At 67.2% G+C, this 16,163-nt stretch carries 13 protein-coding genes; 12 read left to right on the top strand and 1 reads right to left on the bottom strand.

What is annotated here, in order from left to right; translation table 11 throughout:
• The first annotated feature begins 11 nt into the window (after nt 1–11).
• From tssM to VHAB30_RS11005, 12 genes are all read left to right on the top strand, one after another.
• Nucleotides 12–4,079, top strand: a complete 4,068-nt coding sequence (tssM, locus tag VHAB30_RS11060) for a type VI secretion system membrane subunit TssM (protein ID WP_159277071.1) — start codon at nt 12–14, stop codon at nt 4,077–4,079.
• Between the two features lie 18 nt (nt 4,080–4,097).
• A complete protein-coding gene (gene tagF / locus VHAB30_RS11055; protein ID WP_159277070.1) occupies nt 4,098–4,829 on the top strand; it encodes a type VI secretion system-associated protein TagF in 732 nt (243 codons plus the stop codon).
• Nucleotides 4,826–5,977 (top strand): TagK domain-containing protein, encoded by a 1,152-nt coding sequence (locus VHAB30_RS11050; RefSeq protein WP_159277069.1) that lies wholly within the window; start codon nt 4,826–4,828, stop codon nt 5,975–5,977. The genes tagF and VHAB30_RS11050 overlap by 4 nt, the downstream gene beginning before the upstream one ends.
• Complete coding sequence (tssG, locus tag VHAB30_RS11045; RefSeq protein WP_159277068.1) at nt 5,974–7,131, top strand: type VI secretion system baseplate subunit TssG; 1,158 nt, start codon at nt 5,974–5,976, stop codon at nt 7,129–7,131. Before VHAB30_RS11050 ends, tssG begins: the two co-directional genes overlap by 4 nt.
• 26 nt (nt 7,132–7,157) lie before the next feature.
• On the top strand, nt 7,158–8,201 hold the full coding sequence (locus tag VHAB30_RS11040) for a type VI secretion system protein TssA (protein WP_235926585.1): 1,044 nt from the start codon (nt 7,158–7,160) through the stop codon (nt 8,199–8,201).
• A complete protein-coding gene (locus VHAB30_RS11035; protein WP_159277067.1) occupies nt 8,198–8,782 on the top strand; it encodes a hypothetical protein in 585 nt (194 codons plus the stop codon). The genes VHAB30_RS11040 and VHAB30_RS11035 overlap by 4 nt, the downstream gene beginning before the upstream one ends.
• A 140-nt stretch (nt 8,783–8,922) precedes the next feature.
• The gene (gene clpS / locus VHAB30_RS11030; protein WP_062471456.1) at nt 8,923–9,282 is read left to right on the top strand and encodes an ATP-dependent Clp protease adapter ClpS; all 360 of its coding nucleotides are present in this window, start codon (nt 8,923–8,925) and stop codon (nt 9,280–9,282) included.
• Between the two features lie 67 nt (nt 9,283–9,349).
• Nucleotides 9,350–11,671, top strand: coding sequence for an ATP-dependent Clp protease ATP-binding subunit ClpA (gene clpA / locus VHAB30_RS11025; protein ID WP_062471453.1), 2,322 nt, complete (start codon nt 9,350–9,352; stop codon nt 11,669–11,671).
• A gap of 100 nt (nt 11,672–11,771) precedes the next feature.
• The gene (cls, locus tag VHAB30_RS11020) at nt 11,772–13,220 is read left to right on the top strand and encodes a cardiolipin synthase (RefSeq protein ID WP_159277066.1); all 1,449 of its coding nucleotides are present in this window, start codon (nt 11,772–11,774) and stop codon (nt 13,218–13,220) included.
• Nucleotides 13,221–14,660, top strand: coding sequence for an exodeoxyribonuclease I (sbcB, locus tag VHAB30_RS11015; RefSeq protein WP_095745215.1), 1,440 nt, complete (start codon nt 13,221–13,223; stop codon nt 14,658–14,660).
• 19 nt (nt 14,661–14,679) lie between these two features.
• Nucleotides 14,680–15,114, top strand: coding sequence for a DUF3574 domain-containing protein (locus VHAB30_RS11010; RefSeq protein ID WP_159277065.1), 435 nt, complete (start codon nt 14,680–14,682; stop codon nt 15,112–15,114).
• Entirely contained in the window at nt 15,101–15,652 is a 552-nt protein-coding gene (locus VHAB30_RS11005) for a GNAT family N-acetyltransferase (RefSeq protein ID WP_235926583.1), read from the top strand. Before VHAB30_RS11010 ends, VHAB30_RS11005 begins: the two co-directional genes overlap by 14 nt.
• Here the strand turns inward: VHAB30_RS11005 and VHAB30_RS11000 are convergent.
• Entirely contained in the window at nt 15,649–16,158 is a 510-nt protein-coding gene (locus tag VHAB30_RS11000) for a GNAT family N-acetyltransferase (RefSeq protein WP_159277064.1), read from the bottom strand. The genes VHAB30_RS11005 and VHAB30_RS11000 overlap by 4 nt on opposite strands.
• Between the last annotated feature and the right edge of the window lie 5 nt (nt 16,159–16,163).

Genomic DNA, 16,163 nt, shown 5'->3' with positions numbered 1-16,163 from the left:
ATCCATCACTCATGCAATATCTCAAACAGTTCCTGGCCTTCCTGTTTTCCCGACAGATGCTGGCCTTCCTCGCGATGGTGCTGCTGGCCCTCGCGATCTGGTTCATCGGCCCGCTGCTCGCAGTGGATGGGCTTCGCCCCTTTGCCTCGGTCGGGGTGCGCGTGACCTTCATCGTCATGCTGCTCGTGCTCGGCCTTCTCTGGATGGTGTCGGGCCCCTACAGCCTGTTGGGCGTGGCTGCGCTCTGCCTGCTCGTATGGCATGCAGGGCCTCTGCTGGCCATCGGGGCGGCGAAGCCATTGGCGCCGCTCTGGGTGCGCACCATGGTCATCTGCGCCATCCTTGTGATGTACGCGGTGTACTGGCTCTACCGTCTCTGGCAGGCCTTGCGCAACAACGACGATCTGCTCGCAAAGTTCCTTCGCTTTGGCCAGGATGCCGACAAAGACGACAGCGCGAAAGAGGAGCTCAAGACAGTCACCGCCACGGTCACCCGCGCCCTGACCCAACTGAAGGGCTTGCGTGGGCGCGGCGGGCTTCGCCGGATCCTGGAGGGCAAGCGCTACCTCTACGAACTGCCGTGGTACATGATCGTCGGCAGTCCGGGCGCGGGCAAGACGACGGCGCTCCTGAACGCCGGACTGCAGTTTCCTTTGGCGCGCCAGATGGGGCACGCGTCCAGAAGCATGGTGCTCAGGTCGGAAGGCGGCACGCTGAACAGCGACTGGTGGTTCTCGAACGAGGCCGTGTTGATCGACACGGCAGGCCGCTACACCACGCAGGAAAGCAATCCGGTCTCGGACCCCATCGAGTGGCGGGGATTCCTGGAGCTGTTGCGCAAGCACCGCACGCGCGCGCCGCTCAACGGCGTCATCGTCGCGCTCAATGCGGCCGAGCTGCTCACGATGTCCGAGATGGAACGCGCAGAGCATGCAAGCATGGTGCGAGACCGGTTGGCTGATCTGCGTCAGGAGCTTGGCATCCGCTTCCCGGTCTATGTGATCGTGACGAAGATCGATCTGCTGCGGGGCTTCAGCGAGTACTTCCAATCGCTCACCAGTGAAGGCCGCACCCAGACCTGGGGCTTCACGCTGCCGTTCCACGGCATCCAGAGCTCGCGCGCGGCGGTGCGCGACCGCGAGCCGCTGCGCGCCCAGATCGAGGCGGAGCTGGCGTTGCTCAAGGACCGCCTGGCGGCGGGTTTGCGCGCCCGATTGAACGAGGAATTCGACGTCGACCGCCGGAAGCGCCTGTTCGCGTTGCCCCGGGAACTGGCCGGCATGTCGGCGCTCCTGGTGCCGATGCTCGACGAGATGTTCCTGGCGTCGCGTTTCGACGGAACCCAGTTGCACGACACGCTGCGTGGTGTCTATTTCACGAGTGGTGCCCAGGCCGACCTGGAAATGCCTGCCGATGCCGGCACGCTGTTTCAGCGTCTGCAGCGCAGTCTGGGCCTGGGGGCGGGCGGCGCATCTGCGGCCGGCAACGAAGAGAGGGTCAAGCCAGCGGGAAGAATGGCCTCGCCCATGCGGGGACAGCAAGGGTTCTTTCTGCAGGACCTGCTGACCAAGGTGATCATTCCTGAGGCGCATCTGGTGCGCCCCAATCTGCGTTGGGAGTTCCGCTTCCGGTTGTTGCGTCTCACGGGGCATGCGCTGGCCGTGGTGATCTTCCTGTGGCTTGCCGGCGCACTGGCCTTGAGCTTCGGCAACAACCGCCAGTACCTGAGCGCCGTGGGCCAGCGCGCCGAGGCGCTCACCCTGCAGGTACGCCAGCTGTTCGCCGATTTCAAGCCTGCAGGGGTCCCGGACGTGCTCAGCGGGGCGCGCGAGTTGCCGGGCTATTCGGGCCTCGACATCGACAACCCACCCGGCAGCTTTCTCTATGGCCTCTACACGGTGCCTCCGGTGCTGGATGCGGCCAGCGATACCTACGCCCAGCTGCAGGATCACACCCTGCTTCCCTCCGTCCTGCAGCGGATGGAGGGCGTGCTGAAGCAGAGCATGAATGATGGCGATGCCAAGACCGCGTACGAGGTCTTGCGTGTCTACAAGCTGCTGCACGACAAGGAGCGCTACATGCAGGGCGGAGCGCAGGATGTACGCAACTGGGTGCTGAAAGACTGGGAGAGGGCCGACAGTGCTGCCGCCTTTGGCGGCCGGGCATCGATGGTGGGGCATGTCACGGCTCTGTTCTCCGGTGCCCGACCAGTGCAGTCCGCATCGCTGCCCAACGAGGCGCTGGTGCGTGCGGTGCAGAACTTCCTGGACAGCAATACCTCGAGTCAGCGCGTCTATGAACGAGCCAAGGCCGCCATGCTGTCCGAGGCCCCCCAGGAGTTCACGCTGGTGCGCGCGGTCGGACCCCAAGCCGGGACCGTGTTTTCCCGCGCAGGCGGATTGCCCCTGGAAAAAGGGGTGGCGGGCCTGTTCACCTATGACGGCTACCACGAGGTCTTCAACAAGCGCTTGCCGGAATTCGTGGTGCGGGCCCTCGACGACGATGCGTGGGTCATGGGGCGCGGCGCGCAGGGCGGCGCGACCTTGGCCACGCAAATGAAAACACCGGCGCTGCTCGATGAAGCGGCCCGCAAGCTGCGCAACGATCCGCTGCTCGATGACATCCGGCGCCAGTATTTGGCGGAGTACGCCCAGCATTGGGAGTCCTTTCTCGAATCGATCCGCACCGTGAGCGGCAGCGACACCACGGGAACGAGCCTGGGCTTCGATCTGAGCGTGCTGCGGCAGCTTGCCGCGCCGGACTCTCCGCTGGCAAGGTTGGCGAGAGCGGCAGCCCGCGAAACCACCTTGTCGCGCCCGCTGGTGGTTCGCACGCAGGAGGAAAAAGGCTTCCTCGACAAGGCCACCGACGAACTGAACAAGCAGACCAACGCCATCGGCCGAAACCTCGGCATCCGGGCCGAGGAGCGGCTTGAAAAGCAGATCGTCGACAACCGCTTCGCCGCACTGCGCGAGGTCGTCACGGGGCAGGCCGACATTGGCGTGACCAGCGCCGGTGCCGCCGCGGGCAAGCCGGGGCTCGAAAACATCTCTGGCCTGCTGAACGAGTTCTACACCTTGCTGGTCGTGGCAGACACGGCGCTCACAGCCGGAAGCCTGCCTCCCGGAGGTGCCGAGGTCGGCGCCCGTTTGAAGCTGGAGGCCGGCAAATTGCCGGCGCCCTTTCGTGAGGTGCTGACGGCGCTGGCCGCAAGCGGTGGCGACAAGGTGATGCTGGGCTCCACCGGCATCCTGCGCAGCCAGGCTCAACTGCAGCTCGACCGCATCATGGGGTTGATGGCGATGCAGGTCAGCGAGCCCTGCAAGCGCGGCGTGGAAGGGCGATACCCGCTGGCCGCCGTGACGCAGGACGCGTCCATCGAAGACTTTTCGCTGGTGTTCGCTGCCGGCGGTGCGGCGGATGAGTTCTTCAACAAGCACCTCGCCCCTTATGTGGACATGAGCGTGCGGCCGTGGCGCTACAAGGATCCGAATGTGGCCAATGCCATGGTCGGCATCGACGCGGCGGCAGGCAACGGCGCCGGGCTGAAGCCGGCCACTTCCGGCCCGACCCTGCTCGGTGAATTGCTCAAGCTGCTGGCCCAGAGTGGTCCGAGTCTCGATGCCTTCTACCGCGCACAGCAGATTCGCGACCTGTTCTTCCGCGATGCGGGCGGCAAGAAGCTGGCCTGGAAAATCGATCTGCGTGTGCTCGAGCTCGAGCCCAGCATCACAGAACTGGTCATCGACATCGACGGGCAAGGGCAGCGCTACGTTCATGGCCCGGTGCAGGCCTTTGCCGTGAACTGGCCGGGGCCCCGCGGCGGGGCGATGGCGGAGATCACGGCCAATCCCCGCATTTCGAACCCGACCTCGACCTTCCTGGCCCATGGGCCGTGGGCCTTGTTTCGGCTCTTGGAGAAAGGGCGCATCGTGAGCACGGCCACGCCGGGGCGATTGAGCGTGGAATATGCGTTCGACGGCCGCCGGGCGTTGATCGATGTCAGTTCGGGCAGTCAGCCGAACCCCCTCGGTAGCGATGTGCTCAAGGGCTTTCGTTGCCCTGGACGCGCAGCCTGACCCATGCGGATGTGGAGCATGCTGCGTGCCGCGTGGCACGTCACCCCGCCCGCCATCTGGGGAAAACTCCCCGGTCATGCGGATTTCGTTCGCAGCGGCGTCCGCCACGGGGAGCCGGACGCGTGGATGCCCTGGCTGGCCCAGCAGTGCCGCCATGCCGGGGCGGATGCCACGGCGCGTGCCATGGCGATTCCCGTCGCCTTCGTGCTTCCGCCAGGAACGCTGGCGTTCGCGCGGCGGCGCTTCGTGCTGGGGGTGATCGCGCCGTCCGTTGACAAGGTGGGGCGACACCATCCTTTGCTCGTCTATCAACTGGCGCATCCGCGCTGGACGCAGGCGCATTTCGGCGCTCAGGTGCAGGAGCCCCTGGATTGGCAGTTCTGGCTCGCGCGTGCCGTGGCCCGTCATGCCTGTGCCCAGGGGGCTGCCGATCTGCGCGTGCTGGAGCGCACGGTGCGGGCGCTGTGGCGCGCGCAACAGTCGCAGAACGGGCGTGCGGCATTGAAGGACGAGAGCAACCGCGCGCATCGGCGCAGGCAGATGCAGGCACTGCTCGAACGTGGGGCGGGGCCCGTGCAGCCGAACGATCCCGCCGCGGCGCTGCAAGGCGTTCGCTTTCTGCCATGGGCTGACTGGCCGAGTCGGCTGCAGGGACCCCGGGCGGAAATGGCGTTCTGGCAGCAGGACGCGCAAGGGCGCTTTGTCGGGGCGGCCAACCGACTGCAGAAGCTGTGGGGGGACGCACCATGATCCGCATGGAGACAAGGGAGGGCGACCCCGAAAAGACCCCATTGCGCCTGCAACTCACGCACAGCAACGGGGAGCCACGGCGTGGCGCGTTGTCGATCCCTCCCTCCGGCGCCGGCATGGCCGATGCGCTCCAGCTGTGCGGGGAGCGTCAGAGCGAAGCGCAATGGCGCGCGGCCAATCTGTGCCGCATCGCATGGAGCGACAGTGCGGGGGAATGGCGTTTGACGAACAGCAGCCACACGCTGATGTGCGTGTGCCGGGGCGAGCGCGTACCCGCAGGAGCGAGCGTGCTGGTCGCGCCGGGGGACACGCTGGAACTCGGGCTGTTGCGTTTCACGATCGAGCAAGGCGCCCCGGCCGACGTGAGGCAGCCGGGCACGCAGGCGCCTGGCCGGCGCGCGTCCGCCGATGCCGACCGGGGCGCGGCGTCGCACACGCCCGCGCCCGCGCCCGCGCCCGCGCCCGCGCCCGCGTCCGCGTCCGCGTCCGACGCGCCGCACTTTGATCTGCGTGCATTGGCCTTCAACGACCCTCCGGAGGGCGGCGAGCGCGACGAACACGTGGATGTGCTGGCGAACCCGTTCGGCGTTCTCGACATCGCGGGGGCGCAGCCGTCGCCCGTTGCCGATGTCCTGGCGAGGCTGCTCGGTGACGCGCCCGCGGCTGGGCAAACACGACCTGCCGTGCGTCCGGCAAGCCCGCCGGCCCGTGGCGATGGCCGCCCGGCCAGCCTGCTCGACGAACTGCACGAGGAGTTCGTCCGCGTCGTGCGCGATCCCGCTCAACTCTCGGGGCGTGTCGACTGGGAGGGCCTGCTGGCATCGGGCAACGAAGCTGCGCCGACGCTCGATGACTTGCGTCGGCAGGCCGAGCCGTACCCGTTGCTGCGCGACATCCTGCTGCCGCGCGAGGGCATCGACCGGATCATCGAAGACTTCGAGCCCCTCGTGAGATCAGGCTTGCTTGACCAGGAGGTGCCCGAGGACGTGCTGGGCCTGTTCGCCCCGGAACTGGCGCGCGACAGCCGTGCGCCATTGCCCAACCTGACACGGCAAGAGCACCATGACCTGTCGCCGGACAGCCATCTTCACCTGGGGTCGACAACGCCGCACCGCGTGGACAGCGACGAAGGCGAGGGGAAGCCATGACGAAATCCTCGGAAGCTGCCCCCGGCAGGACACTTCAAGACATGCTGGAACGATTGCGGCGTGCGCCGTGGAGGTTCGGCTTCCTGTCCCTGTTGAGGCGCTTCGGCGCGTCCCACCTGCAGCATCCCCCCGTCGGCTTGGCCAGGCGCCCTCAGCATGAGCCGTTCCGGCTGGGGCAGGCGGCGGCCTTGACCTTCGCGCCGCGCGAAATCGCCAGCGTGGTGCTGCCCGGCGAGTCGGAGCGCCGGGTGCCGGGGGCGTCCTCGACGCGGCCCGGCAACAACCCGACGCTGCCGGTCGTGCGCCTGTACGGCCTCGGGCTCCTGGGCCCCAACGGCCCGTTGCCGCTGCACTACACCGAACTGGTGCGGGACCGCACGGAAAACCACAACGACAGCACCCTGGCGGACTTTCTCGACCTGTTCCATCACCGCTACCTGACGCACATGTACCGGGCGTGGTCGCAAGGACAGGCCGCTGCCGGGCTCGACCGGTCGGAGGACGAGGCGTTCAGCCGCTACATCGCACGCCTGACGGGGCACGACCCGCTCGAGATCCGCGATTCGGTGCTGCCCGCGCACGCCCGGTTGGCGGCCTCGACCCACCTGGCCCGCGAAGCCCGCAACCCCGACGGGCTGGCCGCCACACTGGCGCACTTCTTCGCGGTGCCCGTGCAGCTGCAGGAGTTCGTGCGCCACTGGATCCGGATCGATCCCGAGGACCAGAGCCACCTGGGGCGCGCGCGGACCTCCAGCATCATGGGCGTCGGGGCCATGGCGGGGGAGGTCGTGGCCGACCGGCAGAACAAGTTCCGCCTCGTGCTCGGCCCGCTGAGCCTGGAGCAGTACCTGCGCTTTACCCCGCAGGGGCAGGACCTGGGCTTGCTCGTCGAATGGGTGCGCGGCTTTGTCGGCTACGAATTCGTCTGGGAGGTAGAACTGCGTGTGCGCAACGACAGCACCCCGCCGGCACGGCTCGATGATGCCGAGAAGCTCGGGTGGTCTACCTGGCTCGGCGGTTCCGGCAGCGCGGAAGACGGGCGGCCTGCCGTCGATGCGCCGCGTTCGACGCCCGGCTACACCGTCGGCATGGTGTTCGAGCCCGAGGCGTACATCGGCTCGCGCCATCACGGCCAGGCGACGGCAGCACGCTGAATTTTTCCCTTCGAGAAACCTGCTCCATGACCGCTCCCATCCACACCGACGCCGAGCCCACCGCCTACGCCACGCGCGCCCGCATCGAGGCGGGCGACCGGCTGTCCCCCTTCAGCGCGGCGGCGCCTTGCGGCCCCAGCCTGGAATACGACGCCGAATACGCCGTCCTGCTGGCGCGCATGTCCCCGCGTGGCGATGCGCAATACGGGCAGTTCGTCGGAGCACCCGACGCGCCGAACTGGGCCGAGATCGAACGGGACTGCCGCCGGCTGTTGTTGCGGACCCGGGACATCAATCTCTTTGTCTGGCTGTGCCGCGCACGCACCCGGCTGGCGCAGGCGGCAGGGCTTGCGCAGTCGTTGGTGCTGCTGATCGAAGCGCTCCGGACCTGGCCCGAAGCGGTGCACCCCCAGTTGGTGATCGAAGGCGAGCGCGACCCGGCCGTGCGCGCCAATGCGCTTGCTGCGCTGGCCGATCCGGAGGGCCTGTTGAGCGACGTGCGAGAAGTCGTCATTGCAGCCAATGCCGCGCGGCACCTGACGGTGCGTGAAGTCGAGCGCGCCTTTGCGATGCCGCGGGCCCTGGATGCAGCCAGTCCCGAGGCCATGGCGCAGCAGTTGGCAGACTTGGCGGCCGTCGCTTCGGGCGACGATCTGGCGCCGCTGCGCCTGTTGGCGCAAGCGGCCGAGGCGGCGGCGCAGATCGTCGCCTGGGCTGGCCAGCACCTGGGGCCGGACGCGCCTCCGCTGCATGCGCTGGTGCGGGTGCTGGCCCCATTCCAGCGAACCGGGTCATCGGCGCCGCCTGCCGCGGCCGCAGCAAGGCCTGATCCGCTTCCGCCGTGGCCGGCAAGCACGCCAGCCGGTGAGGGCCTGGCGACACGCGACGACATCCTGCGTGACATTCGCAAGGCCCGGCGATGGTTCGAGAACCACGAGCCGAGCAGTCCTGTCGCCGTGTTGCTCAAGCAGGCCGAACGCATGACCGGCCTGCGGTTTTCCCAGGTGGCCGATGCCATTCCACTTGATCTGCTGCGCAAATGGGATGCCGACGAGGAGGCTTCGCTGTGACGCTGATCCAGGCCAACTTTCTTGTCATCTGCTTCGCGGTCGGCGCCGCTGGCACCTTGCTCGGCCTCTGGGTGTTCTCGCACAGGCTCGGCAGGCAACTCGAAGCGCAGCGCCGTGCCTCGGATTCGGAGCGCGAACAGATGCGGCTGGCGATCCGCGCCGAGTTGGCGCTGCTCGGGCAGCAACAGACCGCGCACCAGAAAGCGCAACGCTTGGCACTGGCGCGTTGGCAGGCGGAGCAGGACGCGCGACGGCTGGCTGAATGGCAGGCGTTGTCGCCAACGCCCCCCACCTTGACGGGCAGAAGAGGAGGGCCGGTTGCGCCGCCCGTTGCACCGTCACCCCCGCAGCGGCCGAGACCAGTGCCACCAGTACCGGCCTTGCACGAGGATTCGGAGCTGCAGAACTCGCCGGTCCCGCTCGCGCTGCCCGCAGCCGTTCACGAGGAAGCAGAATCGGCACCCGAGCGCGAACTCACCGACGAAGAAATCGACGCCTTGCCGCCCGATCTGCCGGTTCCGACCCGGGTGCCGGGCCGGAAATTGCCAGCGCCCAAAGGTCCCGTTTTGCGCAATCTGTAAAAAAGACCGGCAATCTGCCGGTTTTTTTACGTCTGTCTTCGTGCTGTCGTACACGACGCATGCCTCTTGATTTGTCGAATAGGCGTCACCAAGTCTGTTGGCGTCGGCACGGTGCTTGCACGCTCTATAGAATCTTTTTCATGGCAACGAGAATTCCCAAAACTCCCAGCACCCCACCGGCGCAGAAACCGGCGGGCGACGACGGAGATTCGGTCGTTCTGGAGCGCCGCCCGCAAAAAACGGCGCCGCCCCAGATGTACCAGGTCGTCATGCTGAACGACGACTACACGCCGATGGAGTTCGTGATCGTCATCCTGCAGGAATACTTCAGCAAGGACCGAGAAACGGCGACCCAGATCATGCTCAAGATCCACCTCGATGGCCGGGGTGTCTGTGGGGTTTATTCCCGCGACATGGCGGCCACCAAGGTCAATCAGGTGATGGAGGCCGCGCAGCAGGCAGGGCACCCGCTGCAATGTGTCAGCGAACCGGTCGCGTGAACCAGTTGAATTGCACGCGCTCCAACCCATCTGAGAACTTATTTACAGCAAGGCAAAAGGAAATCACATGATTGCCCAGGAACTGGAAGTCAGCTTGCACATGGCCTTCGTCGAGGCCCGGCAGCAACGCCACGAGTTCATCACCGTGGAACATCTGCTGCTCGCTTTGCTGGACAACCCGAGCGCGGCGGAAGTTCTGCGCGCCTGCTCGGCGAACGTCGACGACCTGCGGGCGTCGCTCACCAACTTCATCAAGGACAACACGCCCCAAGTGGCGGGTACCGATGATGTCGACACCCAGCCCACCCTGGGTTTCCAGCGCGTGATCCAGCGCGCCATCATGCACGTGCAGTCCACCGGCAACGGCAAGAAGGAAGTCACCGGCGCCAACGTGCTGGTCGCGATCTTCGGCGAGAAGGATTCGCACGCCGTGTACTACCTGCACCAGCAGGGCGTCACCCGACTGGACGTGGTCAATTTCATTGCTCACGGCATCAAGAAGAGCGATCCGCCGGAAGCCGTCAAGGGCAGCGGCGAAGCTCCGCAAGGCGAGGGCGAAGAGGGTGGCGGCGAACGCAACGAGAAGGCCTCGCCGCTCGAGCAGTTCACGCAAAACCTCAACCAGCTCGCCAAGGACGGCAAGATCGATCCGCTGATCGGCCGCGAATACGAGGTCGAGCGCGTCATCCAGATCCTGTGCCGCCGGCGCAAGAACAACCCGCTGCTCGTGGGCGAGGCCGGCGTGGGCAAGACCGCGATCGCGGAAGGCCTGGCATGGCGCATCACCCAGGGCGACGTGCCCGAGATCCTCGCCGAGGCGCAGGTCTATTCGCTCGACATGGGCGCGCTGCTGGCCGGCACCAAGTACCGCGGTGACTTCGAACAGCGTCTGAAGGGCGTGCTCAAGTCGCTCAAGGACAAGCCGAACGCCATCCTGTTCATCGACGAAATCCACACCCTGATCGGTGCGGGCGCAGCCTCGGGCGGCACGCTCGATGCGTCGAACCTGCTCAAGCCGGCGCTCTCCAGCGGCCAGCTCAAGTGCATCGGCGCCACCACCTTCACGGAATACCGCGGCATCTTCGAGAAGGACGCGGCCCTGTCGCGTCGTTTCCAGAAGGTCGACGTGGTCGAGCCGTCGGTGCAGGAAACCGTCGACATCCTCAAGGGCCTGAAGTCGCGCTTCGAGGAACACCATGGCGTGAAGTACGCCGTGGCGGCCCTGCAGGCTGCCGCGGAGCTCAGTGCCAAGTACATCAATGACCGTCACCTGCCCGACAAGGCGATCGACGTCATCGACGAAGCCGGTGCCGCCCAGCGCATCCTGCCGCCGAGCAAGCGCAAGAAGACCATCAGCAAGACCGAAGTCGAGGAAATCGTCGCGAAGATCGCGCGCATTCCCCCGGCCAACGTCAGCAACGACGACCGCAGCAAGCTGCAGACGATCGAGCGCGACCTCAAGAGCGTGGTGTTCGGCCAGGACAAGGCACTCGAAGTGCTGGCCTCCGCAGTCAAGATGGCGCGTTCGGGCCTGGGCAAGGGCGACAAGCCGATCGGCTCGTTCCTGTTCTCCGGCCCCACGGGCGTCGGCAAGACCGAAGCGGCGAAGCAGCTGGCCTACATCATGGGCATCGAGCTGATCCGCTTCGACATGTCGGAGTACATGGAGCGTCACGCGGTGAGCCGCCTGATCGGCGCGCCTCCGGGCTACGTCGGTTTCGACCAGGGCGGTCTGCTGACCGAAGCTGTCACGAAGAAGCCGCACGCGGTGCTGCTGCTCGACGAAATCGAGAAGGCGCACCCGGACATCTTCAACGTGCTGCTGCAGGTCATGGACCACGGCACGCTGACCGACAACAACGGGCGCAAGGCCGACTTCCGCAACGTCATCATCATCATGACGACGAACGCGGGTGCCGAGACCATGAACAAGGCGACCATCGGCTTCACGAACGCGCGGCAGGCCGGCGACGAAATGGGCGACATCAAGCGCCTGTTCACGCCCGAGTTCCGCAACCGTCTGGACGCCATCGTCAACTTCAAGGCGCTCGACGAACAGGTCATCCTGCGCGTGGTCGACAAGTTCCTGCTGCAACTGGAAACCCAGCTCAGCGAGAAGAAGGTCGAGGTCACCTTCACCGACAAGCTGCGCAAGCACCTGGCGAAGAAGGGCTTCGATCCGCTGATGGGCGCACGTCCGATGCAGCGCCTGATCCAGGACACGATCCGTCGTGCGCTGGCCGACGAGCTGCTGTTCGGTCGCCTGACCGACGGCGGTCGCCTCGAAGTCGACCTCGACGAGAAGGACGAAGTGCTGCTGGACATCCAGCCGATCCCGAAGAAGGAAGGCAAGTCGAAGCCCGAAGCGGAGGAAGCAGCCACGGGCTGATCCCGCCTCTCTGAGGAACGAAGTCAAAGGCCGGTAGCATTCGCTGCTGGCCTTTTTCTTTGGGCCGGCTGAAAACACTCCGCCTTCACCCGCTTTTGCCTTGATCCTCCCCGAACTCAGCCACGAATGGAAAACCGGCCTCTCCCTGGCGTGGAGCGGCTACATCGCCGTGCTGTCGGTCTGGATCGTGATGCAAAAGCGCGCGCCGGTGTCCACCATGAGCTGGATCCTGTCGCTGGCGCTGCTGCCGTTTGCGGGCTTCATCGTCTATTACTTCCTGGGGCCGCAGCGGCTGCGCAAGCAGCGGCTCAAGCGCCTGCGCAACCGCGCGAACGCCCATGCACAGGCCGACCTGGCGCGGCTGCGTGACGCCTCGCAGCATGCGCCGCCGGCGCTGCAGCAGATGGCCCGGCTGGGCACGGCCGCCTGTGGCCTGCCGGTGTCGAGCGCCACGGGCGTCGAGTTGCTCTCGGGCGGCGCGCGCACCTTCGACGCCATCTTCGAGGCCGTGCGCGCGGCGCGTGACCACATCCACCTCGAGTACTACATCTTCGAGCCCGACCGCATCGGCACCGCGCTGCGCGACCTGCTGGTCGAGCGCGCGCAGGCCGGCGTGCGGGTGCGCCTGCTGCTCGACGCGCTCGGCTCCAAGCGCATCGGCCGCAAGTTCATGGCGCCGATGCACGCGGCGGGCGTGGAGGTGGCGCTGTTCCACGACACCAAGATCGGCCGGCGCCTGCGCCCCGTGACCAACTATCGCACCCACCGCAAGATCGTGGTGTGCGACGGCCGCGTGGGCTTCACGGGCGGCGTGAACATCACCGACGAAGAAGACAAGCGCACCAACCCCAAGGACGCGTACCACGACGTGCATGTGCGCATCGAAGGCAGCGCGGTGCGCTGGCTGCAGACCACTTTCCTGGAGGACTGGAGCTACGCCACCGGCGAAAAGCAGCATCGCTCGGACGCCGTCCTGGACGCGCTGCTGCCCCAGGTGGAGGCGGGCGACATCCCGGTGCAGATCGTCACCAGCGGCCCCGACAACGCTTTCGAGGCCATCCACCGCATGCACGTCGAGGCCATCCATTCGGCCACGCGCCGGGCCTGGCTCACCACGCCGTACTTCGTGCCGGGCGAGCCCGCGCTGATGGCGCTGACCAGCGCGGCGCTGCGCGGTGTCGACGTGCGGCTGCTCGTGCCGCGCCGCAGCGACTCGGCCATCGTGAGCGCCGCCGCGCGTTCGTACTTCGACGAGCTGATCGCCGCCGGCGTCAAGATCTGGGAGTACAAGGAGCGCATGCTGCACTCCAAGACGCTGGTGGTCGACGACCATTGCGCGATGATCGGCACCGCCAATTTCGACAACCGCAGCTTCCGGCTCAACTTCGAGGTCTGCGCCGTGGTCTACGGGCCCGCGCTGACCCAGCCGCTGGCGGCGCAGTTCGAAACCGACCTGCACAGCTCCGGCGCGGTGCGCGCCCACCGCCCGCAGACTTTCTGGCGCCGCCTCGGCGATGCCATTGCGCGACTGTTTTCTCCCTTGCTCTGAATGAACCACACCTTTCTCTGGCACGACTACGAAACCTTCGGCGCCGTGCCGCGCCGCGACCGTCCCTCGCAGTTCGCGGCCATCCGCACCGATGCCGAGCTCAACGAGGTCGGCGAGCCGCTGATGATCTATTGCAAGCCCGCGCCGGACTACCTGCCCAGCCCCGAGGCCTGCCTGATCACCGGCATCACGCCGCAGGTCTGCCTGGAGCGCGGCATTCCCGAGCACGAGTTCGCGGCCCACATCGAGCAGGCCTTCTCGCAGCCCGGCACCATCGGCGTGGGCTACAACACCATCCGCTTCGACGACGAGGTCACGCGCTTCCTGTTCTGGCGCAACCTCATCGACCCGTACGCGCGCGAATGGCAGAACGACTGCGGCCGCTGGGACTTGCTCGACGTGGTGCGCCTGACCTACGCGCTGCGCCCCGACGGCATCGAGTGGCCGAAGAAGGAAGACGGCAAGCCCAGCTTCAAGCTCGAAGACCTGGCGCGCGCCAACGGCCTGCTGCACGAGTCGGCGCACGATGCGCTGTCCGACGTGCGCGCCACCATCGCGCTGGCGCGACTCATCCGCGACAAGCAACCCAAGCTCTTCGACTTCGCCTTCGGCCTGCACAAGAAGGACCGCGTGGCGATGGAGCTCGGCCTGCCTGCGATGCGCGAGACCGCCAAGCCCTTCCTGCACGTGTCGGGCATGTTCCCGGTCGAGCGCGGCTGCCTGGCCGTGATGTGGCCGCTGGCCAGCCATCCCACCAACAAGAACGAGTTGCTGGCCTGGGACCTGTCGCAAGACCCGAGCGAGCTGCGCGACCTCGACGCCGAGACGCTGCGCCTGCGCCTGTTCACGCGCACCGCCGATCTGCCCGAAGGCATGACGCGGCTGCCGATGAAGAGCGTGCACCTGAACAAGTCGCCGATGGTGGTCGGCAACCTGCGCACGCTGGCACCGGCCATGGCCGAGCGCTGGGGCGTCGACATGGACACTGCCATGCGCCACGCCGCCATCGCGCGCGACCTGCCCGACATGAGCGCCATCTGGTCGCAGGTCTTTTCCCGCCCGAAGGAGGCGACGCCCGATGTCGATGAAGACCTCTACGGCGGTTTTGTCGGCAACGGCGATCGCCGGCGCCTGAACCAGCTGCGCGGGCTGTCGCCCGAAGGGCTCGCCAAGGAGCGCGTGGCCTTCGACGACGGGCGGCTCGAAGAAATCCTCTTCCGCTACCGCGCGCGCAACTGGCCCGAGTCGCTGAACGAGGAAGAAGCCGAGCGCTGGGAAGCGCTGCGCGTGGCGCGCCTGTTCAAGGGCGAGGGCGGGGCGCGCACCATCGAGGCGTTGTTCAGCGAAGTCGATGCGCTGTCCGAGAACGCCGACGAGCGCGGTGAGGAAATCCTGGGCGCGCTGTACGAGTACGCCGAGTCGATCGCGCCTGAGGCCTGAACCAAGACCGAGGGCCGGCATGAACAGCGTCGCACGCCACAGGCTGTCTCGCGCAGGCATGGCGGGCGCGCTGGCCGCTGCGGTGCTTGCAGGTTGCGCCGCAGGGCCGTTCGGCCACTGCGCAGCGGGCTTCGAGGCCTTCGAGCGCGACACCCTCTATTTCGGCCGCGCCATCCCCACGGGCGCTCAGGTGTCCGACGCCGACTGGGCCGACTTTCTCGACACCCGCGTCACACCGGCCTTTCCGCAAGGCTTCACCGCGCTTGACGCCGCCGGCCAGTGGCTCGGTGCGTCGGGGCAGGTGGTGCGCGAGCCTTCGAAGCTGGTCGTGCTGCTTCACCCACGCGACGCGAAGGCCGACGCGGCCATCGCCGCGTTGATCGACACCTACCGCCAGCGCTTCGCGCAAGAGGCGGTGTTGCAGGAAAGGCAGTCTGTCTGTGCCCGTTTCTGAAGCCGCTCCCACCGTTCGCCGCCTGGTTCCCACCGACGCGCTGGCCTACCGCGCGCTGATGCTCGACGCCTACGCGCGGCATCCCGAGGCGTTCACCTCCACGGTCGAGGAGCGCGCCAGCCTGCCGTCGGCCTGGTGGGAGACGCGCCTGCGCACGGACGCCGATGCTGCCGAGGTCGTGTACGGCGCCCTCGATGCCACCGGCGCGCTGATCGGCGCGGCGGGGCTGGGTCGCGAATCGCGGCAGCGCACGCGGCACAAGGCGACCTTGTTCGGCATGGTGGTGGCGGAATCGGCACGGCGCGCGGGCGCCGGGCGACAACTCGTGCGGGCCTTGCTCGCGCATGCACGCACGCTCAATGGCGTGCGCGTGGTGCAGCTGACCGTGACGGAAGGCAATCGCCCGGCGCAGGCGCTGTACGAGCGCTGCGGCTTCCAGGTCTTCGGCGTCGAGCCGATGGCCACCGTGCTCGATGGCGCGTTCTCGTCGAAGGTCCACATGTGGTGCGACCTCGGGGCCGCACCGCCTGCGGCTTAGTCGCCGCGCTCGCGCACCATCAGCAGCGCCGGCCCGTCGGGCGTGACCACTTCGCCCAGCGCACGAAAGCCGGCCTTGGCGTAGCTGCGGATCGCGCGCGCGTTGCGTGGTGACGGATCGGTCTGTATGCGCGTCACGGCCGGGTCGGCGAACAGCTGCTCCGTGAAGGCGCGCACCATCGCACTGCCGAGTCCGCGATTCAACTGGTCCGCCTGCGCGAGGAACTGGTCGATGCCGCGCGCGCCCGGATCGCGCTCGTCTTCCCACCAGCCGTCGCCTGAACCCATCACGACGTACGACTGGATGAATCCCAAGGGCTGCCCGTCGCGCAGTGCGATGTAGCCGCGGTCGGGCGACTCGGCCGCCAGCATCGGCGTGAAGTCGGCCTCGACCTCGGCCAGCGTTGGCACAGGCGTCCACCACTCAGCCACATGCGGGCGACACAGCCAGTCGTGGAGCATCGCGAAGTCCGTGGATTGCAGCGGGCGGAACGAGATCGAATGCATGGCGG

This window comes from Variovorax boronicumulans, assembly GCF_009811375.1.
GTDB lineage: Bacteria > Pseudomonadota > Gammaproteobacteria > Burkholderiales > Burkholderiaceae_C > Variovorax > Variovorax boronicumulans.
The sequence above is the reverse complement of the archived record's forward strand: the minus strand, read 5'-3'. Positions and strand labels throughout refer to the sequence as shown.

Excerpts from the sequence above, each read along its gene's own strand:
- tagF (WP_159277070.1), top strand. The coding sequence starts at position 4,098 with ATGCTGCGTGCCGCGTGGCACGTCACCCCGCCCGCCATCTGGGGAAAA.
- VHAB30_RS11000 (WP_159277064.1), bottom strand. The coding sequence starts at position 16,158 with ATGCATTCGATCTCGTTCCGCCCGCTGCAATCCACGGACTTCGCGATG.
- tssM (WP_159277071.1), top strand. The coding sequence starts at position 12 with ATGCAATATCTCAAACAGTTCCTGGCCTTCCTGTTTTCCCGACAGATG.
- VHAB30_RS11010 (WP_159277065.1), top strand. The coding sequence starts at position 14,680 with ATGAACAGCGTCGCACGCCACAGGCTGTCTCGCGCAGGCATGGCGGGC.
- sbcB (WP_095745215.1), top strand. The coding sequence starts at position 13,221 with ATGAACCACACCTTTCTCTGGCACGACTACGAAACCTTCGGCGCCGTG.
- VHAB30_RS11040 (WP_235926585.1), top strand. The coding sequence starts at position 7,158 with ATGACCGCTCCCATCCACACCGACGCCGAGCCCACCGCCTACGCCACG.
- clpS (WP_062471456.1), top strand. The coding sequence starts at position 8,923 with ATGGCAACGAGAATTCCCAAAACTCCCAGCACCCCACCGGCGCAGAAA.
- VHAB30_RS11050 (WP_159277069.1), top strand. The coding sequence starts at position 4,826 with ATGATCCGCATGGAGACAAGGGAGGGCGACCCCGAAAAGACCCCATTG.
- tssG (WP_159277068.1), top strand. The coding sequence starts at position 5,974 with ATGACGAAATCCTCGGAAGCTGCCCCCGGCAGGACACTTCAAGACATG.
- clpA (WP_062471453.1), top strand. The coding sequence starts at position 9,350 with ATGATTGCCCAGGAACTGGAAGTCAGCTTGCACATGGCCTTCGTCGAG.